The 23,955-nt window shown below is 59.1% G+C and carries 28 protein-coding genes; 9 read left to right on the top strand and 19 right to left on the bottom strand.

Features of this window, described 5'->3' with window-relative positions:
• Positions 1 to 21: 21 nt before the first annotated feature.
• Genes trpA through trpC form a run of 3 tightly spaced genes read right to left on the bottom strand, consistent with a single transcriptional unit; the run spans position 22 to position 2,998 of the window.
• Positions 22 to 900, bottom strand: coding sequence for a tryptophan synthase subunit alpha (trpA, locus tag E4S61_RS01465; RefSeq protein WP_135302129.1), 879 nt, complete (start codon positions 898 to 900; stop codon positions 22 to 24).
• A complete protein-coding gene (gene trpB, locus E4S61_RS01460; protein WP_135302128.1) occupies positions 900 to 2,210 on the bottom strand; it encodes a tryptophan synthase subunit beta in 1,311 nt (436 codons plus the stop codon). Before trpB ends, trpA begins: the two co-directional genes overlap by 1 nt.
• Positions 2,207 to 2,998, bottom strand: a complete 792-nt coding sequence (gene trpC / locus E4S61_RS01455; RefSeq protein WP_135302127.1) for an indole-3-glycerol phosphate synthase — start codon at positions 2,996 to 2,998, stop codon at positions 2,207 to 2,209. The genes trpB and trpC overlap by 4 nt, the downstream gene beginning before the upstream one ends.
• Before the next feature lie 89 nt (positions 2,999 to 3,087).
• On the opposite strand from trpC, the gene E4S61_RS01450 reads away from it, so the two are divergent.
• Positions 3,088 to 3,558, top strand: a complete 471-nt coding sequence (locus E4S61_RS01450; RefSeq protein WP_135302126.1) for a methylated-DNA--[protein]-cysteine S-methyltransferase — start codon at positions 3,088 to 3,090, stop codon at positions 3,556 to 3,558.
• 9 nt (positions 3,559 to 3,567) lie between these two features.
• On the opposite strand, the gene E4S61_RS01445 is transcribed toward E4S61_RS01450, so the two are convergent.
• Both E4S61_RS01445 and lonB read right to left on the bottom strand, forming a co-directional pair.
• The gene (locus E4S61_RS01445) at positions 3,568 to 4,416 is read right to left on the bottom strand and encodes a CPBP family intramembrane glutamic endopeptidase (protein ID WP_135302125.1); all 849 of its coding nucleotides are present in this window, start codon (positions 4,414 to 4,416) and stop codon (positions 3,568 to 3,570) included.
• Positions 4,417 to 6,510 (bottom strand): ATP-dependent protease LonB, encoded by a 2,094-nt coding sequence (lonB, locus tag E4S61_RS01440; RefSeq protein WP_135302124.1) that lies wholly within the window; start codon positions 6,508 to 6,510, stop codon positions 4,417 to 4,419.
• Between the two features lie 171 nt (positions 6,511 to 6,681).
• Here lonB and E4S61_RS01435 point away from each other — a divergent pair, with 171 nt between their 5' ends.
• From E4S61_RS01435 to E4S61_RS01420, 5 genes are all read left to right on the top strand, one after another.
• Positions 6,682 to 7,248, top strand: coding sequence for a nicotinamide-nucleotide adenylyltransferase (locus E4S61_RS01435; RefSeq protein WP_135302123.1), 567 nt, complete (start codon positions 6,682 to 6,684; stop codon positions 7,246 to 7,248).
• Positions 7,245 to 8,006 (top strand): SAM hydrolase/SAM-dependent halogenase family protein, encoded by a 762-nt coding sequence (locus tag E4S61_RS01430; protein ID WP_135302122.1) that lies wholly within the window; start codon positions 7,245 to 7,247, stop codon positions 8,004 to 8,006. The genes E4S61_RS01435 and E4S61_RS01430 overlap by 4 nt, the downstream gene beginning before the upstream one ends.
• A gap of 79 nt (positions 8,007 to 8,085) precedes the next feature.
• Entirely contained in the window at positions 8,086 to 8,208 is a 123-nt protein-coding gene (locus tag E4S61_RS26455; protein WP_280663078.1) for a hypothetical protein, read from the top strand.
• Between the two features lie 105 nt (positions 8,209 to 8,313).
• Positions 8,314 to 8,499 carry a hypothetical protein gene (locus E4S61_RS01425; protein WP_135302121.1) on the top strand — a complete coding sequence of 62 codons (186 nt, stop codon included), beginning with the start codon at positions 8,314 to 8,316 and terminating at the stop codon, positions 8,497 to 8,499.
• Positions 8,496 to 8,699: a hypothetical protein gene (locus E4S61_RS01420; protein ID WP_135302120.1), complete on the top strand. Its 204-nt coding sequence runs from the start codon at positions 8,496 to 8,498 to the stop codon at positions 8,697 to 8,699. Before E4S61_RS01425 ends, E4S61_RS01420 begins: the two co-directional genes overlap by 4 nt.
• Positions 8,700 to 9,269: 570 nt before the next feature.
• Here the strand turns inward: E4S61_RS01420 and E4S61_RS01410 are convergent.
• Complete coding sequence (locus E4S61_RS01410) at positions 9,270 to 9,836, bottom strand: hypothetical protein (protein ID WP_135302119.1); 567 nt, start codon at positions 9,834 to 9,836, stop codon at positions 9,270 to 9,272.
• A 40-nt stretch (positions 9,837 to 9,876) separates the two neighbouring features.
• On the opposite strand from E4S61_RS01410, the gene E4S61_RS01405 reads away from it, so the two are divergent.
• Positions 9,877 to 10,587, top strand: a complete 711-nt coding sequence (locus E4S61_RS01405; RefSeq protein ID WP_209309429.1) for an HNH endonuclease — start codon at positions 9,877 to 9,879, stop codon at positions 10,585 to 10,587.
• A gap of 149 nt (positions 10,588 to 10,736) precedes the next feature.
• On the opposite strand, the gene E4S61_RS01400 is transcribed toward E4S61_RS01405, so the two are convergent.
• From E4S61_RS01400 to thsA, 11 genes are all read right to left on the bottom strand, one after another.
• Positions 10,737 to 11,480 carry a hypothetical protein gene (locus tag E4S61_RS01400; RefSeq protein WP_135302118.1) on the bottom strand — a complete coding sequence of 248 codons (744 nt, stop codon included), beginning with the start codon at positions 11,478 to 11,480 and terminating at the stop codon, positions 10,737 to 10,739.
• Positions 11,481 to 11,537: 57 nt separating this feature from the next.
• Positions 11,538 to 12,026 carry a hypothetical protein gene (locus tag E4S61_RS25815; RefSeq protein ID WP_135302117.1) on the bottom strand — a complete coding sequence of 163 codons (489 nt, stop codon included), beginning with the start codon at positions 12,024 to 12,026 and terminating at the stop codon, positions 11,538 to 11,540.
• A gap of 502 nt (positions 12,027 to 12,528) precedes the next feature.
• Positions 12,529 to 12,927 carry a hypothetical protein gene (locus E4S61_RS01390; RefSeq protein ID WP_135302116.1) on the bottom strand — a complete coding sequence of 133 codons (399 nt, stop codon included), beginning with the start codon at positions 12,925 to 12,927 and terminating at the stop codon, positions 12,529 to 12,531.
• 39 nt (positions 12,928 to 12,966) lie between these two features.
• Positions 12,967 to 14,250, bottom strand: coding sequence for a hypothetical protein (locus E4S61_RS01385; protein ID WP_135302115.1), 1,284 nt, complete (start codon positions 14,248 to 14,250; stop codon positions 12,967 to 12,969).
• A 1-nt stretch (position 14,251) separates the two neighbouring features.
• On the bottom strand, positions 14,252 to 14,386 hold the full coding sequence (locus tag E4S61_RS26450; protein WP_280663072.1) for a hypothetical protein: 135 nt from the start codon (positions 14,384 to 14,386) through the stop codon (positions 14,252 to 14,254).
• 143 nt (positions 14,387 to 14,529) lie between these two features.
• Positions 14,530 to 15,414, bottom strand: coding sequence for a hypothetical protein (locus tag E4S61_RS01380; RefSeq protein ID WP_167768381.1), 885 nt, complete (start codon positions 15,412 to 15,414; stop codon positions 14,530 to 14,532).
• A 199-nt stretch (positions 15,415 to 15,613) separates the two neighbouring features.
• Positions 15,614 to 16,408: a hypothetical protein gene (locus E4S61_RS01375; protein WP_135302113.1), complete on the bottom strand. Its 795-nt coding sequence runs from the start codon at positions 16,406 to 16,408 to the stop codon at positions 15,614 to 15,616.
• 220 nt (positions 16,409 to 16,628) lie between these two features.
• Positions 16,629 to 16,772, bottom strand: a complete 144-nt coding sequence (locus E4S61_RS25140) for a hypothetical protein (RefSeq protein ID WP_167768380.1) — start codon at positions 16,770 to 16,772, stop codon at positions 16,629 to 16,631.
• 14 nt (positions 16,773 to 16,786) lie between these two features.
• Entirely contained in the window at positions 16,787 to 16,969 is a 183-nt protein-coding gene (locus E4S61_RS01370; RefSeq protein ID WP_135302112.1) for a hypothetical protein, read from the bottom strand.
• A gap of 1,176 nt (positions 16,970 to 18,145) precedes the next feature.
• Positions 18,146 to 18,784, bottom strand: a complete 639-nt coding sequence (locus E4S61_RS26635) for a tyrosine-type recombinase/integrase (protein ID WP_394346437.1) — start codon at positions 18,782 to 18,784, stop codon at positions 18,146 to 18,148.
• A gap of 490 nt (positions 18,785 to 19,274) precedes the next feature.
• Positions 19,275 to 20,834 carry a thermosome subunit alpha gene (gene thsA / locus E4S61_RS01360; RefSeq protein ID WP_135303251.1) on the bottom strand — a complete coding sequence of 520 codons (1,560 nt, stop codon included), beginning with the start codon at positions 20,832 to 20,834 and terminating at the stop codon, positions 19,275 to 19,277.
• Positions 20,835 to 21,034: 200 nt separating this feature from the next.
• On the opposite strand from thsA, the gene E4S61_RS01355 reads away from it, so the two are divergent.
• A complete protein-coding gene (locus tag E4S61_RS01355; RefSeq protein WP_135302110.1) occupies positions 21,035 to 21,844 on the top strand; it encodes an amidohydrolase family protein in 810 nt (269 codons plus the stop codon).
• Between the two features lie 15 nt (positions 21,845 to 21,859).
• On the opposite strand, the gene E4S61_RS01350 is transcribed toward E4S61_RS01355, so the two are convergent.
• Together E4S61_RS01350 and E4S61_RS01345 are read right to left on the bottom strand one after the other, a co-directional pair.
• Positions 21,860 to 22,762: a glycosyltransferase family 2 protein gene (locus E4S61_RS01350; RefSeq protein ID WP_135302109.1), complete on the bottom strand. Its 903-nt coding sequence runs from the start codon at positions 22,760 to 22,762 to the stop codon at positions 21,860 to 21,862.
• A 113-nt stretch (positions 22,763 to 22,875) separates the two neighbouring features.
• Positions 22,876 to 23,580 carry a class I SAM-dependent methyltransferase gene (locus tag E4S61_RS01345; RefSeq protein WP_135302108.1) on the bottom strand — a complete coding sequence of 235 codons (705 nt, stop codon included), beginning with the start codon at positions 23,578 to 23,580 and terminating at the stop codon, positions 22,876 to 22,878.
• Between the two features lie 128 nt (positions 23,581 to 23,708).
• Between E4S61_RS01345 and E4S61_RS01340 the strand changes: the two genes are divergently transcribed.
• On the top strand, positions 23,709 to 23,954 hold the full coding sequence (locus E4S61_RS01340) for a hypothetical protein (protein ID WP_135302107.1): 246 nt from the start codon (positions 23,709 to 23,711) through the stop codon (positions 23,952 to 23,954).
• Position 23,955 lies beyond the last annotated feature (1 nt).

Genomic DNA, 23,955 nt, shown 5'->3' with positions numbered 1-23,955 from the left:
GCGAGACTGTGGCAAGAGTGATTATGTGCGTTCCGGTTGCGGCCGTTCCTGTGCCCCACGGAGGGCCCCCTCCTTGAGTTCGCGGGCGAGCGATTCGAGGTCCGCGGCGACTGCCTCGGTCGGCCTGTCGTTCTCGTAGCCGTCGGCGACGATGTCGACGAGGGCGGAGCCGACGATGACGCCGTCGGCCCCCGCGGCGACGATCTCCTCGGCGTGGTCGCCGGTCTTGATACCGAAGCCGACTGCTTTCGGGACATCCCAATCGGATAAGCGAGCGAGCGACGCGCCGGTCGCATCGTCCACGTCGTCGCGCGCACCGGTGACGCCCATCCGGGCCTGCACGTAGACGTATCCCGAAATCTGCTCGCGCATCCGGTCGAGTCGGTCGCCCTCTGTCGTCGGCGCGACGATGAAGATCAGGTCGAGCCCGAACTCGTCGCACGCGTCTCGGAGCGGACCCGCTTCCTCGGCGGGCAGGTCGGGGACGACGAACCCTTCGATGCCCACGTCAGCCGCCTTCTCGACGAAGGGGCGAGGCCCCTCCTCGCTCGCGGTTGCACCGCTCGCGCTCTCCGAGGCGCGTTGCGCCTCGCTATCCCCGTACTGATAGATCAGGTTGTAGTAGGTCATACAGACCAGCGGCACGTCCACGTCGAGATCATCGACGAACTCGAAGAACCGCCCGGGGGTCATCCCGGCGTCGAGCGAACGGACGATGGCGTCCTGAATCGTCTTGCCCTCCGCGATTGGTTCCGAGAACGGCAGGCCGAGTTCGATGACGTCCGCGCCGCCCTCGGCGAGCGCTTCGACGTAGGCCAGCGAGTCCTCGTAGTTCGGGTCGCCCGCGGCGAGATACGGGACGAACGCGGGTTCATCCGCGAAGGCACGTTCGAGACCCATCAGAGACCACCGCCACCGACTCGGTTGAGTATCGACATATCGGGTGCAATATCGAGGTCGCGCTTGCTCGTCTCCTCAACGACCGTCTCCAAGTCCTTGTCCCCGCGTCCGGAGACGTTGACGATGACGGTATCACCCAGTTCGTCGTGGTGTTCCTCCAGATACCCGAAGGCGTGGGCTGTCTCCAGTGCCGGGATGATACCTTCGTCCTGTGAGAGGCGATGGAACGCCTCTAGTGCGTCGTCGTCGTCGACGTTGGCCGGTGTCACGCGCCCCTCGTCGACGAGGTGGGCGAGCTCCGGGCCGACGCCAGCGTAGTCCAGTCCGGCCGAGACGGAGTGTGACTCCATGATCTGGCCGTCCGAATCTTGGAGGAGCTTCGTTCGCGCGCCGTGGAGGACGCCCTCACCGCCGGTCGAGAGCGTCGCGGAGTTGGGCGCGACGCCTTCCTCCTCGTCGACTTCGAGCGAGGAGCCCCCGGCCTCGACGGCGTAGAGTTCGACGCGGCCTCGCGCCTCCGCCGCTCGACTATCCGCGGAACTCTGTTCCACGCCATCGTCGTCGACGAACTCCGCGAACGCACCCATTGTGTTCGACCCGCCGCCGGCGCAGGCGACGACCGAATCGGGCAGACCGCCCGTCTGCTCGATGGCCTGTTCGCGGGCCTCCTCGGAGATGACTGCCTGAAAGTCCCGTACCATCTTTGGGAACGGATGTGGGCCGACGACGCTCCCGATGACGTAGTGGGTCTCCTCGACAGTGGTCGCCCAGTCGCGCATCGTCTCCGAAATCGCCTCCTTCAGCGTACCCCGACCAACCGTGACGGGGTTGACCTCCGCGCCGTTGATGCGTATTCTGAAGACGTTGGGGCGTTGGCGGGCGATGTCCGTCTCACCCATGTAAATCTCACAGGGCATATCGAGGTGGGCGGCAGCCATCGCCGTCGCGGTGCCGTGCTGGCCCGCGCCCGTCTCGGCGATGATGCGCTCTTTGCCCATATACTTCGCCAGCAGGACCTGTCCGAGCGCGTTGTTGAGTTTGTGTGCGCCGCCGTGGACGAGGTCCTCCCGCTTGAGATAAACCTCCGTGTCGTAACGGTCCGACAGTTGCTCGGCGTGCTGGAGCGGCGTCGGGCGACCGCCGAAGTCGGCGAGTCGCCGCCGGAACTCGTCCATGAAGCCGTCTTCGTTCTCCAGTACGTATCGCTCGTAGGCGTCGGCCAACTCCTCGATGGCTGGCATCAACGCCTCGGGCACGTACTGTCCGCCGTACTCGCCGAACTTGGGGTCGTGTGCGTCGTCAGTACTCATGTGTCAGTCTCCGCCTGTGTCAGTCGCCGAGTGTTTTCGGCCACGTCGGAGTCCCCGCCGTGGTCCATGATAGCCGACCCGACGAGCAACGCGTCGGCTCCGGCCTCGCGCATCCGCGCGACGTCGTCCGGTGTCTCTATGCCACTTTCCGCAATGAGCGTGACGCTCTCGGGGGCTGCCGTCGCCGCCGCCGGGAACGTCTCCAGGTCGACTTCGAGTCTCGCCAGGTCGCGGTTGTTGACGCCGACGATATCCGCACCGGCCGCGACGGCCCGTTCGACCTCCTCGGCGGTGTGAGCCTCGACGAGCACCTGAAAGCCTCGCTCACGCGCCGCCGCAAGCAGGTCTTCGAGGTCGTCGGTGCCTTCTTCGTCCAAGAATCGGACGATGAGGAGAACCACGTCGGCCTCAACGACGTCTAGTTGGTCTTCGTGGAGGAGGAAGTCCTTCCGGAGCACCGGGACGTCCACCGCCTCACGAACGCGCGCTAGCGTCTCTGCAGAGCCGCCGAAGTGCTCGGGTTCGGTCAGGACCGACAGCGCCGCCGCGCCGCCCTCGACCATCTGCTCGGCGAGTTCGACCGGATCGTCCGTTCGCTCGCCGTCGGCGGTCGGACTGGTCGGTTTCACCTCCGCGACGATGGGAGCGCGCCCATCGGCCTCGGCCGCCTCGAAGGCGGCAGGCAGCGACCGAGCGTCGACAGCCACCCGTTCGCCGCCACCGCCCCGGTCGCGCGCCGCCGCGAGTATCGACTCGACTTCCGGTGCCAATCCCGCATTGGATTCCATTACTGAACACTAACGTACAGAAGTGTACATAAGTGTTGTCGTCCATGACGTGGGAATCTTGAAGGCCCGACCGGCCCTTGCACCAGCGTATGGACGCACCCACGACGGACGCAGGCATCTACGCCCGCGAGTCGGCGTATCTCGACTGTTTCGTCCAGTTCGGCGAGGCCGGCGACCGGATCATCTCGCTGTCGTTCCCGAACCAACCGGATGAGGACAGCGCCGAAGACCACCCGCTGTTGGACCGCATCGAGGACTACCTCAACGGAGACGAGGACGACTTCGCGGACGTGACCGTCGGCCTGACGGTCCCGACGAACCAGCGCAAGGTCCTCGAAGCCGTCCGCGAGATCCCCTACGGCGAGGACGCCACCGTCGAACAGATCGCCCGGATGACGCCCGACCTGAGCGCCAGCGAGCAAGAAGACCTGACGCAGGTGCGTGAGGCGCTGGCGGCGAATCCCGTTCCGCTCCTGATTCCCGACCACCGCGTGCGCGATGGCCCCAGCGCCGCGCCGCCGCCGGTCGAACAGAAGTTGCGGGCCGTCGAGGGACTGTAGTTCTGCGGTTCAGGTGAGCGAAGTGAGCCGGTCGATACCTAATCCCTCGTGGACGGTGAGTTCCAGCGCGTTCACGAGGTAGTGAGCGACCACGACCGCAAGCAGGCTGTTCGTGAGTACGAACAGCACCGCGAGTCCCACGCCGAGGACGCCAGTGACGACGATACCGACTCGGCCCTGCGCGCCGTGGCCCAACGCGAACGCCGCCGAGGAGACGACGACCATGAGCGCCAGCGGTGCGTCCAGCCCCGCAACTGGTACGCCGATGGCCGCCGCCCGAAAGAGCAGTTCTTCGACGAGCGCGATCGTGGGCAAGACGCCGCCGAGCAGGACCACCCACCCGGCCGGCGAGTCCGGCGCGAGCAATTCCCGGAGCGACTCGTCGAAGGCGACGCCGAACCCGTCGGCGAGCGCGGCCGCGAGCTCGTTGCCGACCCAGAAGCCGACGCCGGCCGCGACGCCCAGCGCGAGTGCCGGAAGGCCCGTCGAGAGCGGGTCGCCGGTGACGCCGAACGCCGAGAGGGGAATCTGGAAGTAAAAGCCTCCGGCGATCACCAGAATGCCGAACAGCCCCTGCGTGAGCGCGACGTTGACGAGCAACGCGCCAGTCGAGAGTTCGTCGTATTCGAGAGTGCGTTCGAGGCGACGGCGCTGGCGGGCGGCCTCGATGGTTTCGAATCGCGGGAAGGTCGGGTCGGAGGCGTCGAGCGCATCCATCCGACTCCGGTCCAGTCTGCTGGGGTCGGCGGAAACACCGCTCCCGTCGGTCGAGATGGCGTCCTGTGAGAGTCGTGCGAGCGCGAGTAGCGCGAGTAGAAGAAGTGCCGTCAGGCCGACGAAGGCGGCCCACTTGGGCATCTACTGCGGACTGGGACTGCTGCTTCCCTGTCGACCGACCTCGTGGTCGAGCGCCTTGCCCGTGATGGACTTCAGGCGGTCGACCAGCGAGTCTTTCTCGGGTTCGCCCGACAGCGCGACTTCCAGCACTTCGGAGATGTGAGAGACCGGGACGATCTCGATCATGTCCTCGTACTCCTCTTCGATCATCACGTCCTGCGTGTTGGCTTCCGGGATGATGACCGTATCGAGACCGGACTTCGCGGCGGCCTCGATCTTGTGGGTGACGCCGCCGACCGGGAGGACGTCACCGCGCACGGAGAGCGACCCGGTCATGGCGATGTTCTGCTCGACCGGGACGTTCTCCAGTGCCGAGATGACGGCGGTCGCGACGGTGATCGAGGCGGAGTCGCCGTCGACGCCGCCCTCACCGGCTTGGACGAACTGGATGTGGACGTCCTTCTCGGAGATGTCTTCGTCGCTGAACTTCTTGATGATGGCCGAGACGTTCTGGACGGCCTCTTCGGCCATCTCTTGGAGTTGCCCGGTGGCGATGACCTGTCCGGGGCCCTGCGAGGGCGCGACTTCCGCCATCACCGGGAGGACGATCCCCGAGTCTTCGCCCATGACCGCCAGTCCGTTGACGCGGCCGATCACGTCGCCGGTGTTGACGGTGAGTTCGTAGTCCTTGCGCCGTTCGATGTAGTTGTCGGCGAGCTGTTGCTCGATGGAGCGCGAGCGCCGTTTGGCCTGCAACACGTCGGCGCGTTCGGTGAACTCGCTGTCCTCGGCGCGGGCGATGTCCCCCGCGACACGAACGAGACCACCGAGGTCACGGAGTTTCAGGGTGAGGTGGCCCTTCCGACCCGCGCGGCGGCGGGCTTCGAGGATGATTTCCTCGATGGCTCCCTCGGTGAAGTGGGGCAGTCGGCCGTCGTTCTCGACCTCCTGTGCGATGAACCGGGTGTACTTCCGGCGCATCTCGGGGTCGTCTTCGATGGTGTCGTCCATGTACACCTCGTAGCCGTACCCCTTGATACGGGAGCGCAGCGCGGGGTGCATGTTCTCCATCGCGTCTAAGTTCCCCGCGGCGATCATGATGAAGTCCGTCGGGACGGGTTCGGTCTGGACCATCGCGCCCGAGGAGCGCTCGGACTGGCCCGTAATGGAGAACTCGCCCTCCTGGATGGCTGTCATCAGCTTCTGCTGGCTGCGGATGTCGAGCGTGTTGATCTCGTCGACGAACAGCACGCCTTTGTTGGCCTTGTGGATCGCGCCGGGTTCGACGCGGTCGTGGCTGGGCGTCTCCATGCCGCCGGACTGGAACGGGTCGTGGCGGACGTCACCCAGCAGCGCACCGGCGTGGGCACCGGTCGCGTCCTCGAAGGGCGCGGTCTTCTGGCTGGCGTTGTTGACCAGCAGGTTCGGAATCATCGCATCGCTGCCCCGAGAGCCGTAGCGGAAGGCGAGGTAGATGACACCGGCTGCGAGGATGCCGAGCAGGACCGAGCCCTGGATGATCAGCGCGTAGCCGATGACGATTGCGATGATGATCCACATCAGGAAAGTCCGCATCTGGTTTCGCTTTCGGGCCTCCTCCTTGTGGGCGTCGACGATCTGTTCACCCTTGCCGCCGGGGACGGTCCGAACCTTCGGTTCGTTGCCGTCGTCGGGGTTGTGATAGACCAGGACGTCTTGCAGTTCCTCACGCGGGAGCAACTGGCTCATCGCTTTCGCCAGCATCGACTTCCCCGTCCCGGGAGAGCCGATCATCATCACGTGGCGGCGCTGTTTGGCCGCCTTTTTGATGACGTCGCGGGCGTGATCCTGCCCGATGACCTGATCGACGAGCCGCTCGGGTACTTCGATCTCCGCGGTCGAGTCGATACTGAGACCGCCGAGCAGGTTCTCCTCTTCCTCCTCGTCGATCGACTGGCCCTCCACCTCGACGTCGCTGCCGAGTGTCGTATCCGACGAAGCTTCGTCACCAGCCGTTGGCTCGTCGCCGTTCGTTGGCTCATCGACCGTCGGGTCCGAGGCCTGCTCCTGCTCGTCGGCGTCGGCACCCCCGCGGTCGGGGTCTGAAGCCGCGTCTGTGTCGGTGTTATCGCTCATACAAACGTTGCTAACACTCGCTTGGAAGGACTCTCGACTGATATACTTTCTCCCCGCATCCGCCCTTGCCACACCGGTAAAACCGCAATACGGCGGTAGGTCGAGTTGGGGCCAGTTCGCGGTGATTCCGTCGCCGTCGGGTTTATCAAATCACCCGACGCACACTCGGCCATGCGCGGGTTCTACATCGGCAGGTTCCAGCCCTATCACGACGGCCACCACGCGATGGTCGAACGCATCGCCGACGAAGTTGACGAGCTGGTACTCGGTATCGGCAGCGCCGACGACTCACACACGACTCACGACCCCTTCACCGCGGGCGAGCGAATCATGATGCTGACGAAGTCCGTCGACGAGTTCGACGTGCGGACCTACGTCGTCCCCCTGGAGGACATCAATCGCAACGCCGTCTGGGTGAGTCACGTCGAGAGCATGTGTCCGGACTTCGACGTGGCGTACTCGAACAACCCCCTCGTCGTCCGACTGTTCGAGGAGAGCGGCATCGAGGTCCGCCAGTCGCCGATGTTCGACCGGGACCGACTGGAGGGCAGCGAGATACGCGAGCGGATGATACGCGACGAGTCCTGGCGTGACCGCGTCCCCGACCCCGTCGTGGAGACGATCGAGGAGATCAACGGTGTCAAGCGACTACAACACGTCTCCGACTCGGACTCGCTGGACCGCTACACGGCCGAAGATGAGTCGGTGGACGAACCCTCTATCGGCGACGAAGAATGATAACGCTCAGCTCAGACTTCGGGTCGCCCTACCCCGCGGCGATGAAAGGCGTCGTCTGTCGGGAGAGCGACGCCCGCATCGAGGACGTCGCACACGACTTCCCTCGGCAGGACGTTCGCGCGGCGGCGTTCTGGCTGACTCAGACGCTTCCGTACTTTCCCCCGGCGGTCCACTGCGTGGTAGTGGACCCCGGGGTCGGCACCGATCGCGCGGCGCTGGTCGTCCGAGCCGGCGGCCACGCATTAGTCGGCCCGGACAACGGCGTTCTCGTGCCCGCGGCCCGCGAACTTGCCGACGGTGGTGACTTCGAGATGTTCGAGTGGACCTACGACGACCCGGCGAGTACGACGTTCCACGGCCGCGACGTGTTCGCACCCGCCGCGGCGACCGTCCACGAGGCCGGCGTCGATTCGGTCGAGTCGCTGACCCAGACCGTGCCTGCCGACGAGTGGATCGACCTGCGGTTTCCGGACCCAATCGTCCGAGACCAGGGCGCGACGGGCGAAGTGCTCGTCATCGACGGGTTCGGGAACGTCATTACGAACGTTCCGGGTGAGAGTGTAACAGATGCGTTCGGCGAGTCGATTACTGTCGGCGGCGAACGGGTTCCGGTTCGGCGGGCCTACGCCGCCGTGGATCCGGGTGACCGGCTCGTCACTGTCGGCAGTCACGGCAACGTCGAACTCGCGGTGAATCAGGGTCGGGGCGACGAGGCGTTCGACATCGAAACGAGCGCGCCGGTCGAACTGACGTGGTGAACGTGCCCGCTCGCCGGCCGCTATTTAGGCCAGCCAAAACCGATACGTTTTTGTATTTTAGGTTCGCCTAAACTATTGTATGCTGGAACGACAGGTCCCGTGGGCACGCCGTGGCCGACGACGACACGACGAGACGGGTGTCAGCAGCCCTGCCGTCCGGCCCGCCGCCGACCAACGGGTCACCGGAGGTGAACGCAGGTAACACCGGACACCCCGAATCCACGACCATGCGCGGCGACGACTACCGTGGGCACGGGGCGTCGGGCGAACGGACCCGACGCTGTCGCCGCACCACGAGTCCCAGCTCGTGTCTGTCCCTTTTCGCCGACAGTCGTTCCAGGTTCGACTGTCACCGGTTTTCGACCGTCGCTATCGCCTGCCTCGCCAGTTCCTCCAGCAAGAGAATAGGCTGTACGCGACGGTGGCGACGAACCCTGTGGCGGCGAAGACGGCGAGCGGCCAGCGGTCGGGGACGACTGCCAAGAGCACGTGAGCGGCCCCGAGCGTGCCGCCGATGGCGACGACGGTGACTCCGTGACCGTCGCCTCCTTCGAGACGCCGCGAAACGCGAAGACGGCGAGCGTCCCGAATCCCACGAGCGCGCCGCCGACGAACGCGAGCACTCGCTCGATACCGGGGACGCCGAACGCGTGGATGAGCAACGCACCGCTCCCTCAGATGGCGAGCGTGTAGCCGTACGCTTCGGACTCCGAGGCGAGGTTGTGTTCCAGTCGGGTCCGTGCGTCCATCGACGGAAAACCACTCGACGGAGGCGGTTAAACGCGACTCTCTGAAGTTGGTATGAGTGGTAATGACACATCAACCGTCGCTCGGTGGTTCAGCCGCTCCGTGCCGAGTTCGAACGATCTCGGACTATCGAGGAGCGGTCCGAAAGAAGTGCGGTTCGGATACGTCAGTTCGCGGCGATGCCGCTCGCGCTGCGGTCGCAGGCGGCCGTTAGCTGGAGGAGATGACGTCGTCGATGCGGACGATCATCGTCGCCGCCTCCGTCGCGGAGTCGATGGCCTCGCGCTTGACTGCGGCGAGTTCGCCGATTCAAACGACAAATCGACTCAACCGTGCTTCCGTCTTGCGGAACCACTGGGTGTCTATGATTCCGTACTCGACGGGGCCATCATAGGATTCAGTCACTGGTGATGTCGGGCCGTTTGCGTATGGTGATTGGAATCACAGAATCAGGAAACTTAGTACTTTGGTTGACAATATCTATAGCGGGATAGAGCGGTAGAGAATAGTAGTCTTCTATTCGTCGGAACCGAGGTCTTCTCTGTCGGAAAACTCGTCAAAGAAGTCTTCACGATTGACTGCACCCATAGTGAAGGCTTGAATCAGTTCATCATCCGTGAGTGCCTCTAAATCATCAGTCTCCTCAGGAGGGCTTTCTGTAGAAAAGTTAATCGAGACGTCACCATCGTCTACTTTCCAACCTCTGTTTATGTACACCGTACTGAGAGCACCATTCAGAATCCTTTCAATCTCATCTGTAAATACATTTTCTTCGATTGATTCTAAAGAACCGCCGAAATTTGCGACTAATATCTCAATATACAACTGAAAAGCAATCTGAATATCGTGAGTCTCAAAATCTTCTTCTTCAGTTATTTTCTTGAGATCTCGCCGTTGGGCACAAGCATATATCATATTCATATCTCTCAGAGAACTGCTCAATCGCTCTCTGATTCTGGAGCGAACTGTTCTTTCGTGTGCTGAACCAGACTCAATATCTGAATTTCCCAAGAGATAGTCTCTCTGGCTTTTCGTCAAAATTCCCGTGCCGTAGTCCGTTTCATCATCATCAGGCCAAGCCATAACACATATTGTAACGCCGTTACACTTAATATTTCGGGGTATGAATACCTGTCTGTCGGCGGTACAGTCGGCAAAGATGTGCACCACGAAGCTTCCAGGCAACGGTGGTGCACAACTGAAAGCACCCTCGGCCATCGCGGTGCTCACGACCGAAGGCATCTGCCAATACGGTACTTGGCAACCTGAGTTCTTCGGTCGGGAAGGTAGATGGCATAGAGAGACATCCATGTCAACGGAGAACTACAAACGCGATAATGAGTCGGACCAAAGTAACGACACAGAGGGCGAAAACAACCAGTATCGGCTAACAGAGTTTAGTGAAGCAAGAGATATCGTGCTGAAACGGGACGGGCATAAATGCACCAACTGTGGGAAGCCACAGGCGTTAGCAGAATCCCTCGACATCGATCATATCGTCTCCCGAGGTGCGGGAGGGTCAGAGCGAATCTCAAACCTCCATACTCTCTGTCGCCAGTGCCACGACGCCAAGCATGAAGACGCGACTGCCACGTCAATTGAATGGATGAGCACTGGTATGATGGATGACTACGAGTTCCAGTGGTTCAGGCAGTTCATGAACGAAATCTTCCCTGCACTGGCTCGACAAGTCGGTGTCAGAATCTCACCTTACTTCGGAATCAACAGCACGGAAGTCTGGCGCACATCTATCGGCGATATATCTCGATTGGACCAGCGTCTTTCTGATATCGACAACAGGTACAGCCCAATAGATCTTGAGAAAGACCTGTAGTAGTAGAAGTCCACCATATCGGAAAGTAGTATGAGCGCGTCGGTGCGGGCCATTCACTCGTCGGGTAGGCTGTCGCCGACCCCCTCATTTACGACCGCGCACGCGACGCACACCCCCGCAATCTCGGGAAAGAGATGGGGGGTTAGGTTTCAATCTCTCTTATCTTCAAGCCGCTTCATATAGTATTCCTTGAGCAATAATTCGTTATACTGGTAGTGCGTCATTGTTAAAAAAGACCAAAAGATTATGACTAAGAACCCGACGAGAATGGAAACCGCCCATACCGAGAAGAAAAACGGGTCGTTCCAGTTAGATAAGGCATATAGGGTGGAGACAAATAGAGAACCCCCTGCTGCAAGTCGAAGGTTAGTGGCAAAAATCGAAACCGATTGTAGTCTTCTAAGGCGCGGTGTGAGGTAGTCATCCAAGTAGATGAGGAGGAGATCGTATATCTCCCTTGGCCGATTATCGACAAAATCGATGCGAAGCTCGGATTCCATATCCTCACGGAAGTCCAATTCCAAGTTATTGGTAAGCCGCCGACCTTCCGCCCTATCTTCGTAAAAATTGATCTGACTCGGGAGTTTCTCTTGGATTTTAATCAAAATTTCATACCAGCGTGGCATCTTCTCCAGTTGGTCGGTTTCTCGGTATATGAAGTATCGAAAACTCATTGGTGCTCGAAACATTCCAGAACGGAATTGATCGATAAACTCACCGACGAGATATGCTGATAACCCCAATAGAATGTAGAGAAGAGAGCCATCTGGTAGTAGTTCTGGTGTGAACGTCGCAATGCCTACGACTACTGGAGAGATGAATAGTAGCCCTGGGATTAATCTGGTCAAGGTATCTCTCAAGGAAAATCCAAGAAACGGGCTACTTTGAGACATACACCTGGCTAAGAACACTAACCAATAAATGTTCTTTCTTCTGAAAATTTTGCTGTCCTATTCCTCTTCGAAGTCAACCCCGCGTTTGATGTAACACTCAGCACACGGGAATGCTTCTGGTAGCCCGTTGCACTCACAGTCGTCGGGTTTCTCGTACAGGTGAGCATTCACCGTCAGTGACTCGATCTCGTAAGTGACGGCAGCGGCCTGTATCTCGAAGTCGAGATACCCCTCACCTTGAGTGAACGAGATACCCGAGAACTGGCAGTGAACGTCGATGCTATCGGTAGCCTGTATCGTTCGTTGGATTCTCGAACGACCCAGTAGCTCACTCAGCAGGGGTGACGACAAGTCCATTAGCGTGCCCGTGTGGTCGTTCACACAGTCGCTGTCAGGTGACAGGGCACGGGCATTGTTCAGTATCTCCCGCAGTTTCGCACCATCGTGCGCCGCCTTGAGGGTACTAAACTCAATGTTGCTCGGTTCTTCGTCGGTCCATTCGCTCTTTGCCGACCATTCAAGTCGGCTGGTGTCGTATTGTGACATGGGTTTGTACCAACCCACTGGCGTCGTGCCCTAACACGGCGTCTTTCTACGAACGCAACACGCCAGTGAGTGTACTCTGATAATCAAGTACTTACCACTTAATTCCTTCTTAGAATATGATACATATGGGTTGAAGTAGATGCTATAAAAGAATATTCCTTCATTAAACAGCCCCACACTCCCCTATGCGGGGATGGGGGTGTCACAATTAGATACGTAAGGGGATTGGTAGTAACCCCGTGAGGGTATCCCCCTCGACGGACTGGACACCAAATTATCCAGTCAATAGTGGGGACCGCACAGTAACATCATCGTCTTCTGCGGTCAGCAGAATGGTCGTAAAACGGCAACTCATGCACTCGAAACATTTCCATGATAGATAGGCCTTCTACACCGAGCAAGCGTATAGAAACCGACGTGGGAGTAATCTGTGGGGGCATGGAAACGCTACCGTGCCTGTCGGCAAGGTAGGGTCACTGGCCCCCGACAGAATCATCCTGCCTCAATCGTCAGCCCACATCTCAGATTCGAGTATGTCGTATTCTTGCTCGATCTCAGCCCACAACTTGTGGGCTTCACTCAGTGAACCGACTTCTTTGAGTTGTTCTTTCAAAACCGTTGCTTCTTCGGGACCAATAGCTCCTTGGATCACCCCTATTTGTATCGTATCGGCAATCAAAGACACCTGATACTGCAAGGACGTCAGCATGACACTGATTCGTCTATCGTGCACAAAGAAAGTGACGTTCACTTCGAACGGTAATTCAGTCAATACATTATCGAGATTCCTTAGGGCAAGATACCATCCAATGCCTGTCGGCGTGGTAGAAATAACGGCCCGACGTGTTACCCCACCGTCGAAAGTATGTGAGCGACAAAATCCAGAACCCCGAACCGCCATTCTAAAATTTTTCTGTGATATAGGACAGATATTAACGGCCTACACCGACTTCTTGGATTTCTCGATTACTTCGATTTCGTCCATAGCGGCGTGCAGGCCGACGTTCAACTCGGTGTGTGTCCTCTCATTCTCGGGGTTGTTTCCTGCTCTAACTTTGTGGTGGACTCGTTGTATCTCATAGGTAATCGGGTTCTGGTTCGTGGCTATTTCCTCGTCACACGTCGGTAGCGCGTCCAACGTGTCGAACGGCTTCACAGGGGCAGCCAGTCGAGTCTGAATATCTCCACTGGTAGATTGGTCGATGTTTTGCTTCAACAGGGACTTTGCCTCGTTCTTAACTTCTTGAAGCGACTCTGCCCCCGACGCAAACTCGGGTTCACCGATGTACTCTGTCTCTCCTGCTCGCTTGTACAACGGACCATGTCGCGCTTTCACCGACCAGTAGGTGTTGTCGGGGATGTTCAGTTCCCAGTCACCAGCAGCGACAAGAGAAGAAGCAGCCTTCCCGTTGGCAACGAGCGTATTTACTGGGGTTAGTTCGACCAGTGCATCGTTGTTGATCACGTCGATGTCCCCACCAAGGTAGTGGGCGTCGTACCCTATGGCCGTCGGTTGTTTGGTTCCGACGAGTACGGTACCTTCTTCGACGGGTTCCATCCAGAAACGTGTCGCCGTTCTATCGCCTATCCACGAGAGTACGTCGGCCACAGTGTGTTTATTGGCCTTGAACACAGTCTTACTGAGCAAGTCGTTGATGTAGCCGTCGTCATCGTCTTTGAGCAGTGGAGAACCAAGGATAGGAATGAGGTCGATAATCCCCTCGCTAACGTCCTCCACACTCGTATTCCGCAGTGGTTGCCCGCCAATGACAGCCTCCACGTTGATGGGAAGTTTATCATCCACAGTGTGCTCAACGTAGCGTAACACGTCGTCTACAGAAGCACTGGTGAACGTCTGACTGGCTGGAATGTTATTCAGCGTCATACCAGGGCCTCTTGCTCTGAATTCCCATTCGCTAAGATTCCCGTTCGTGTTTCCGACGCCAGTGACGAAACCGTGAAAGACAGTATCGTATTCCTCGGTGACAGCGTCTCGCAGTTCGACACGCAGAATATCGTAACTCGACTGATTTTGTGGCTCTAAGCCCTGGAAGTAACCTGCGTAGTCCTCACCTTTGTACGGCGAAGCGAACGTACCTTCTACGTATCTCGTCACGTCCAACGGACCTTCTTTGCGAACGTAGACGTCGAGATCGCCCATTGGGATACGCTTTCCATTGACAAAGACTCTACTCGGGGTTTCCGTCTCGGGGTTGTGGGCCATATCAGTCGTCCTCCTGTTCGATTCTGCCAATAGTACCCTCATCTGTCACCACAGCACCGCACTGCAAGACCGTCGCGTCGTCGGGTATCTCGTCACTGTCAATCTGTTCAATCTCGTCGCTGTCTTCATCCTTCATTGTGGTTGTGAAATAACGAAATTATCTAACCCACCGTTCAACTGGCCGTGGAATGGGGTAACGGGCCGACGGAAGCGGGGCAATGCTGGTTTGTGGTGTCTTCCGCACTGGCAGGCCAGGGGTTGCGCTTGCGTGCCCGAACGTCAGGTGTCCAAACCACTGCTTGAATTATACCATTTCTTCGAGCTTGCCCACGCTATTGCTGCTCCCGCCAGTGCCGTCTGCTCGTCGTCTATCGTACTCTCGTCGTTCTCAAGCCGTCGCATCACCCAGTCGGGGCGTTGGTGCAGGAGATACGCGAACCCCGCTGTGTTGGGCTGAAAGACTCTATCGTCATTGTGGTGATAGATGTTCAATACCTGCTCGTCGTCAACGTTCAACTGTGGTGGGTCAGTCTCGACGACACCTGCATCTGATACCCCTGCTCGTACTGTGTGTTTCTCGGGGTCTGCACCAACAGCGTTCTCTGCAAAGGACTGAACAGCGGGGCGAATATGGTCACACGTTATCTCGACATCGGGGTCACGAATCCAACAGTAGACGTGCATATGAGGAGTTGCTGCACTGTCTGTTGGACTAACAACCCAGCAGTATTCCCAGTCATACCCATCAAGATGATAATCCAAACGTCGGTGAACTGTTCGCCACGGGTCATGGAGTCGTTCATCTAACTGTAGTGGCGGAACCCATTGACGGACTGTCTCGTCAGTATCGGACTCAGATTTTGTCACAGTTAGCCCATAGTCATCGCCGCTTGATTCACCACCCTCACTACTACCCTTCTCGTGTGCCGCCGTAGAGTCCAGCGGAGAGAGACGGAGTGAGAGCAAGGCTGTCGTCACCTCACTACTCCACTCAGACAGTAACTCCCGCTCCGCCTCCATCAGATTGCCATGCTGGTTCTGTAGATACTCGACTCGACTGGTCTTATCAGGGGCGTCAACCAGGGATTTCTGGTAGACGTAATAGGCCCTGCTTGCCCGCTCAACGGTCATCGGTCGGGGGTCGTCACAAACATCGACTGCCATCACTGCATCCCGCCACGTCTCGCTCTCGTCAGCTAACGGGTCCACAGCAGGAGAACACTCACTACAGCCACACTCTACTAACGGCGCGGGTAAAGCCGACGTATCGTGTGACGATGGAGCAATCCGCGTTCGCCGTCGGGCGTCATCGTCACATTGTGGTGGGTCGTGTGGCTCAGTAGCAGACTGGAAAGAGCCTCCATCAGTCGGCATTGGTAGCCGACGTTGCGGATTCGCTCTGCGAATCGGACGACGTATCAAGCGACTCGTTGGAGTCGTTCGATGGACTCACGGACGATGATGATTCCCGACTGTGAGTGGAATCTGAATGTCTCACAGTTAGCCCATAGTCATCACCGTTCGATTCGTCACCCCCTCTCCACCACTCTTGAACAGCACTGGATGTTTCTTCACCTGTATCGACTCGAAGACGAGGTTCGCCGCCCTCAATGACCCACTGTGACGTGTCTGTGTGATGGAGTTGGTTATGTTCGCCGTCGCTCACCAGTGCGAGTGCATCGGGACGGTTATCGAGTGGATGCCCCGTTTCGTGGTGGACTTGGGTGTTATCAGCAAATACCTCGTAGGGGTCGTTCTCGACACAAGCGGTCAATCGATGCACATACGTATCATACCGCTCACCGTTACAACAACTCCATATCCAGTCGTAGGTTCCGCCTTTAGCGCCTTCGTGAGCGTAGGTGAGTGTTGCATTGAAGTGGTTTGGGTGAGCCTCCGTTGGCACTCCCAATTCGTTCATCTGGTAACTGACTGCCTGTCCCGTCACCCCGTAACGGCGACCGATTGCTGACTGACTCAACTCCTCGATCCAGTAGGAGTAGGCGAGAATCTTCGGGTCGGTGTATGGCTTGATCAGGCCGCGTTCTGCTTGCCGCCTGTCGAAGTCACTCCAATCGTATGCTTCGATGGCTTCAATGGTGGTAAATTGGTGATTGTATTCGATGCTGCTGCTGTCGCTATCGGTGTTGTCGGACATTTTACTGAGATAGTCCGACGGAGCTATCTGATACAGAGAAAGAGCCTACAGGCAGTCATGGGATGCAAAATCCCGTCAAATTAAAAAAGACGGAACCCCACAACTACAATAGACGGTGCTGGTACATCGTCGTCGCTCTTCCTCTTTCCACTCATCCCTTTTCGAACGATGCAATGAGTGGTCACACAACTCCGTCAGTGAGTCTGGTTGATTAGCTGTGCTACGCTTCGTGAGCGTCAAGGAGATAGGAAACGGTGCAACCGTAGGGAATCGTGTCTGACTCCCCAAACACGTCCTCTGCTACATTATCGAGGCGTTCCTTCTCCGATTCGTTCAGTGCTATAGTGGTATTGCGTTCAGTCATTTGTCTGAAAACTATTATTCAGTCGGCTGATTCTCGATCTTCGACTCACCGCTGTTGTCTTCGTATCTGTCGATCAGATACGAGACTGTGACACCATAGGGAATCGTGTCTGATTCCCCAAACACGTCCTCTGCTACGTCTTTCAGTCGGTCCTTCTCGCTCTCACTTACCGCGATTCGTTTCGTTCTTGCTGGCATAGATACGTCTCAGTGTCGTCTGTCTGGAAATCTGTGCAACTGCTACGCGACCGCACTCCTCTTACTAACAAGTGGGCACAATAGTCTTATAAGACGGCTTAAGCCACTACCACTCTACTTACCAGTGTCGACAATAGCCTTATAAATGGATGTTAACAGCCTATAGCATCTTATGTATAATTAGTGTGCACTATCCCTTTTAAAGACAGAGCCACAACCCTTACTAACAAGTGTCCCACCGAGACTTATAAACCGAATTCGAACTGGTATAATTCAGGGGGTATTCGTTTAGGGTCTGTCGTCAGCGAGAGCAAGGGGAATTACCATGAACAGGGTGACTCTCCCTTACCACGTCTTCTTTACTTACCAGTGTGCCACATGGCCTTATAAATGGGCGTCAACCACTCTACAATCATCTACTCTCTACTTACCAGTGTGGACAATAGTCTTATAAACAAGTGTCAGGCGGCTTGGTGTCCCCTCCAACTGATGATCGTCCCACAGTTGAACCAGATTGTCGCACAGTAGTCGAATAGATTTTGTCACAGTTAGCCCATAGTCATCGCCGTCCCATTCAGTCCCCCACCCTGTGAGACTCGTTCGTTGACTAACCAAAGTCAGCACTATTCTTCGCAGATAATATCACCTTCTCTTTGGACTTGAGGTAATAGCTATAGTTGTTCAAATACTGCTTGTACGGGTCGTGGATACCATTCAATCCATTCCGAGTGGACATACATCATCTTACCACTGAAATTCTTACATGACGCTGTCAACGCCTCTGTGTGATTTACGGACGTAACCTGTTCGATAGGGTGTTTGCTTGCTCAATCCCATCGACGTGAGCAAAACCCGAAAACCGACCTTCCCTTGATATTTCCACATGGGAAGATTTGAACAAATCCTACCCAATCTATAGGGAGTACTACCCCTGTGTATGGTACTATTCCCGTAACAAGGACAGCGATTATACCATTAACAATGTGATATACCCATCTCCCGAAGCCCTCTGGAAGGTGGTTCCATGCTTGTTCAAAACGTCGGAGAACAGAAGTCCTCCGTTCCTCACGTCACATCCTACTAATAGAACTGAAGCTCCTTACCACTTTCCACCAACACTGTTAGGTATAGTCTCAATTTATTCAGCATAGGATAGTTAGGTGGTGCGCGGTAGATCTATTCGAAGAAACTCCGCCGAGTCTCCGTCTGTTCTTCCTCTGACCGTGCATCATAGTGTTCGTCAAGAACGTCATCGGAGACGTTCGCCCTATCAGAAATCGCTCTGACGGGTATCTGTTCGTTCAACATCTGCGAGATAGAGCCACGACGGACTTCGTGAGGGGACCGAGTCGACGGACACTGTGAAGCCAGTGTTACCGTCCGATATGCATCACAGTCGTCCTTGTCTCGGTCGTGAGGGCAACCGTCACCTCGTTGGCATGGACGAGTCCAACGGTACACTGCACGTCGAATAGTCGAAGCCCCGAGACGCCCCTGGTCAGATGCAAACAGTGGGTTTCTACCATACCCATCAGACGCCGCAGGGCGTGCGTGGTCGACGTAATCTGCTATCGTCTCCGTGGTACGTTCATCGAGTGCAAGCAATCTCTCGGCCCGTTCTCCGTTCTTGAGTGGGGTATCTGACTCGGGACGATGACGGACAGCCAAGGTTCGTTCCTCTCTGTCGAAGTCTTCGACGTCGAAGCTCCGTGCTGTCCCAACTCGTATAGCCGATACCCACAGCAGTCGAATCACTGCGTGATCTCGACTGGCGTATTTGAACTTTCGAAGGTGGTTCAGTACAATCTCAGCCATTTCCTTGTCAAGACGCCCGTCTCGTGCCTTTCGTTCTGCTTGAGGGAGACGGATACGCTCTGCAAGCCCCCTTGGGGCTGCTTCGATAGACTCGGCAAATCGAACATACTGCCGAAGGACACCAAGTTGAGAACGAAGGGTGTTACCATTCACTTCGTCTCGACGGTCGATGCGAAACTCGTGCATATCCCGCCCATCCAGTTCCGCGACTGTGATTACGTCATTCTCGTCGCACCACTCCACGAATCGTTCAATGACGTAGCGGTGGCTCTGACGGGTTCTATCAGCCAAGTCTGTCTCACGTTCCGCCAAATAAAGTTCGAGAACTTCCGTTGGTTCGAGACGGTCTAACTCGGTCGTATCGTCGGTGTTCGCTTGCATTTGTGTCACCACCATACGGCGGCGACCCGCGTTCACCGATGACCGAATCCCATCTCGGGGTTTGTCGACCGATTGCGGTGGTCGAATCGCCCGCGGTCGGGCGAATTCCTTACTGCGACGAAATCACGTCGTCGATGCGGACGATCATCGTCGCCGCCTCCGTCGCGGAGTCGATGGCCTCGCGCTTGACTGCGGCGGGATCGAGGATACCGTACTCGACGGGGTCGCCGACGACGCCTGTCTGGCCCTCGCTGATGACGCCAGCGATGCCTTCGTTCTCGTGTTCCGAGCGAAGGTCGACCAGCGCGTCGATAGCGTCCAGTCCCGTGTTCTCTGCGAGCGTGCGGGGCAGGACGTCGACCGCGTCGGCGAACGCTTCGACGGCGAGTTGCTTGCGGCCCTCGATGGACGCCGCCTTCGAGCGGATGTGGTCCGCGATGGCGATTTCGGTCGCACCGGCGCCGGGGACGACGCCGCCCGCGTCGAGTGCGGCAACGACGACGTCGAGCGCGTCGTTGAGCGCGCGCTCGATTTCGTCGACGACGTGGTCGGTCGAGCCGCGGGCGAAGACGGTGACGGCCTCGGCGGCCTCGCCGCCCTGGATGAAGGTGACTTCGTCGTCACCGTGCTTCTGAACGTTGATGCGGTCTGCGTGGCCGAGCGCGTCTTCCGAAAGCGCCTCGACGGAGCCGAGGCGCTTCGCGCCGGTCGTCTCGACGATTTCCTTCGCGGTCGAGGAACTGACGCTCTCGACGGCGAGGATGCCCGCCTTGGCGAGCTGAGAAGCGACGCGGTCAGCGATGTCCTCGGTCACGAACACCACGTCGGCACCGGAGTCGGCAACGGCCTGCGCGTAGCCTTGGAGTTCCTCCTCCTCGGCGTCGAGCGCGGCGTTGAGCTGATCGACGTTGGTGACGTTGTACTCGGCATCGACGTTACTCTCGCGGACGTCGAGTTCGGCGTCGAGGACGGCGATGGACGCATCTTCGACCGAGGTGGGCATGTTGTCGTGAACGGGCGTGTCGTCGATGATGACGCCCTCGACCAGTTCCGTCGCGGAGGTGGCCGCACCGGTCTGGGTGTGGACCTCGATGTTGTCCCGAATCACGCCGTCGTCGGTTCGGGCGTGACGGACGGCCTCGACGACGACCTCGGCGAGTCGCTCGGCGTCCACGTCACCGGTTCCCTTCCCGGTCATCGCGGACTCGGCGACCTCGACGAGCGTCTCGTCGGAGAGGTCTACGTCCAGTCCGGAGTCCTCGATGGACTTCTGTGCGAGCTGGGAGGCCGTGTGGTACCCCTCGACGATAGTCGTCGGGTGGACGTCGTCGTCGAGCAGGTCCTCGGCTTTGGCGAGCAGCTCGCCGGCCAGGACGGATGCGGTCGTGGTTCCGTCGCCGACCTCGTCCTCCTGGGTCTGGGCGACCTCGACGATCATCTGGGCCGCCGGGTGTTCGATGTCCATCTCCGAGAGAATGGTCGCGCCGTCGTTCGTGATGACGACGTCGCCGTCGTCAGAGACGAGCATCTTGTCCATACCACGCGGACCGAGCGTGGTACGGACAGACTCGCTGACGGCCTTCCCGGCAGAGATGTTCGACGACTGTGCGTCCTTTCCTTGTGTGCGCTGGGCGTCCTCGTCGAGAATGAAGAGGGGCTGGCCGCCCATGCGTCGCTGGCCAGATGACATAGTTCTGTAACCTCACCTTATCCATCGTAAGCGGTTCTATATAAATCTTGCTAACGGAACGGCCGCCCGAGAGAGGCCCGACCGACGGACGTGACTCCGATAGGGGGTCGTGACTCGCGTCTCGGCGCGCTCGGGACGGCCCGATAATTTAATACGGGGTTGCGCTCACTGTGGCGTAGATGCTGGAGTTGGAACACGGGTTCCGAATCGTCGACGTCCACGCCCGGATCGAACCGGACGAACAACGCCGGGCCCGCCCGGGACTCGGCGACCCAGAGCAACTCGAACGGGAGATGCATCAGGCGGGCGTCGTCCGCGCCGTCGCCTATCCCAGTTCGCGCGAGGGGTCGTATCTGAAGGCCAACAACGCCGTCGCCCGGATGTCCGTCGGTCGACCGCTGGTCGCTTTCGCTCGGGTCAACGGCGCACGCGACGCCGGCAGCGGAGCCGGGTCGAAACTTCGGAACCTCAGAAACCGGCGCGGCGACGACCACACCTCGCCCGACGATGTCGAGCAGTACGCTTACGACGACCGCTTCTACGGGTTCAAACTCCACCCGCCGAAAGACGGGATCCCTGACGAGGACGTGCTCTCCCGGCTGGCGAACGTCGGCTTACCCGTCCTCGTCCACGGCGGCGAGTCGTTCCCGCCCGAGGCGGTCGCGAGGGAACTGCTCGGCTACGAGTTCCCCATCGTCCTCTCTCATTTCGGCGCACACCCCCTCCGCGTGGACCTGATGAACGAGGCCATCGACCTCCTCGGAACCCACGACGACCTCTATCTGGACACGAGTGTCGTCCGCTACCGCGAGCCGCTCGAACGAGCCATCATGGAACACCCCGACCGCGTCCTCTTCGGCAGCGGCGCACCGCACGCCCACCCGAACGTCGCGGTCATGGAGGTGCTCACGCTCGACGTTCCCGAGGACGCGATGAAGAAGGTGTTCTCGAACAACCCCGTCCGCGTCGTCGAAGGACTCGCTCCCTGACCCGCCGAATCGGTGTCAGCGCCAATCGTAGACGGTCACCGCGCGGTCCGCTCGTATCGACCGACCGTTGGGGTTGCGCCGCTGGCTTCGGTCGCGGTAGCGCGCGAGCAACCCGTCTTTGGTCCCGAGACCCAGGCCTCCGAGAACGTCTCGGCCCGTCCCGAGCCACTGCGAAGGGGCCGTCTCGCCGCGGACGACGTCTTTCAGCGCGTCGACGGAGTCCCGACTCGCGTGACTGGAGAGACGGCGCAGGACGGTCGGTCGCACGCCGTAGTTCTTTATCAGCCGGTAGGACAGCGAGCGGTATTTCCACGTCCAATCGGTCTCGCGGATGCCGCCGTCCGCCTCGAACTTCCGGCTGACGCACATCCTAGTGTTCCAGTCGACCGCGAAGTCCTGTGCCGCGAGCCGGTGTGCCACGTCACGAGAGCCGCCGATGTCCAGATACTCGTCGAAGCCGTCCAGCGCGTCGAGTACCGACTTCCGGAAGGCGACGTTGCCGGGGTTGAAGTACGTCACGTCGCGCCCGGCGATGGTCTTCGACTCCTCGGGTTGGGTTGTCATCCCCGCGGTCAGCTGTTCGTGAGTCGGTCCGGAGACGACATCGCCGGTGTCCAGTCCCTCTCGAACCGCCGTCGCCCAGCCATCTTCGACCGAGAGGCCTTGGCTCACCAGCGCCACCAGTTCGCTGGTCGCCCGGTCCAGTCCCGCGTTGCGAGCGACGTTGACCGAGCGGTCGGCGATCTCGACTAAGACGTCTACGTCTTCGCGGTCCCGGACCATCCCGGTCGTCCCGTCGGCCGACGGGCCGTTGACCACGATGGTCTCCGCGTCGGGGACTTCCTCGGCGAGTGCGTCCAGACAGGCCGACAGCTCCTCGCGGCCATTCAGGGTCGGGACCACCACCGATAGCTCCATAACACTCTGTTGGACACCGGAACCGCTTAAAAGTCGCGGGCTGACCGCTCCGAGAGTGTGAACGACTCGCAGGAAAGAGCGGCCGCGAGAGAGACCGACAGCGGCGAAACAGTTCAGACGTGCGTGTTCCAGTAGGAGACGGAGGCCAGTTTATCGCCGAGCGGCGTCCCGCCGATGGCCGTATCGATCGAACGGATGGACGCGGCCAGTTCGTTGGGCATCTTCCGGTAGAAGCCGTAGGGGAGCACCCAGTCGTGGTCTTCCTTAGCGAGTTCCAGCCCTGCGCCGTCCAGCAGACGGTCGATCTCCCACCGGGAGTAGAGCCGGGACCCCATCGGGAGCGCCCAGTTGTACAGCGAGCGCGTCGAGAACCGGTTGAACGTATCGAAGAAGACCTGCTCCTTGGCGACCCGGCGCATCTCCGCTAAGAAGGCGGCGGGCGTATCCGCGAGGTGGAAAAACCGCATCGCCAACACGGTGTCGAAGTGGTTGTCTGGGAACGGAAGCCGCGCGGCGTCGCCGCGCATGAACTCGACGTGGTCGGCGACGTCGGCGGCCCGAGCCTTCTCACGCCCCTGCTGGAGCATCGGCCCGGAGATATCGAGTCCGGTGATATCGGCCCCGCGTTCGGCGAGCATCACGGTAAACCGGCCGGTCCCGCAGGCGACTTCGAGGACCTTCTTCTCGTCGACCGGCCCGATGGCATCGAGTACCGCCTGCTTCTCCCGGCGGTCGATGAGTCGCCCGCCGCGGGAGAAGCGTTTGGACTCGTACTCTTCGGCCACCGTGTCGGCCTGGTACCACTCCTGCCCTTTCACGCTACAATCGTCGCCGCCCGGGGGATAAAACGATACTGGAATCGAGGTTCCGAACGCCCCGGTCCGACGGTGCCTCGGTGGCCGGGTCCCAAGTTTATTTCAAGGTGGAACGCGCGTGTTCAGACGAGATGACAGTCCTCTCCACAGCGGACGAAGGGAAGTACCTCATGGATATCGAAGGCGAACAGATCGGCATCGTCACCGAAGTCGACGCCGACGCACAGGTCGCGTTCGTCGAGCCGGAACCCGGTCTCGCCGAGGCGTGGATCCAGAGCTTCGGCTACGGCGACGCCGACGAGGACGACATCAAAGTCCCTGCAGACTCTGTCGAGACGGTGACCGATTCGGAGATTCGCGTCGTGAAGGACCTCTGAC

This window comes from Haloarcula amylovorans (assembly GCF_004681185.1).
Classification (GTDB): domain Archaea; phylum Halobacteriota; class Halobacteria; order Halobacteriales; family Haloarculaceae; genus Haloarcula; species Haloarcula amylovorans.
The sequence above is the reverse complement of the archived record's forward strand: the minus strand, read 5'-3'. Positions and strand labels throughout refer to the sequence as shown.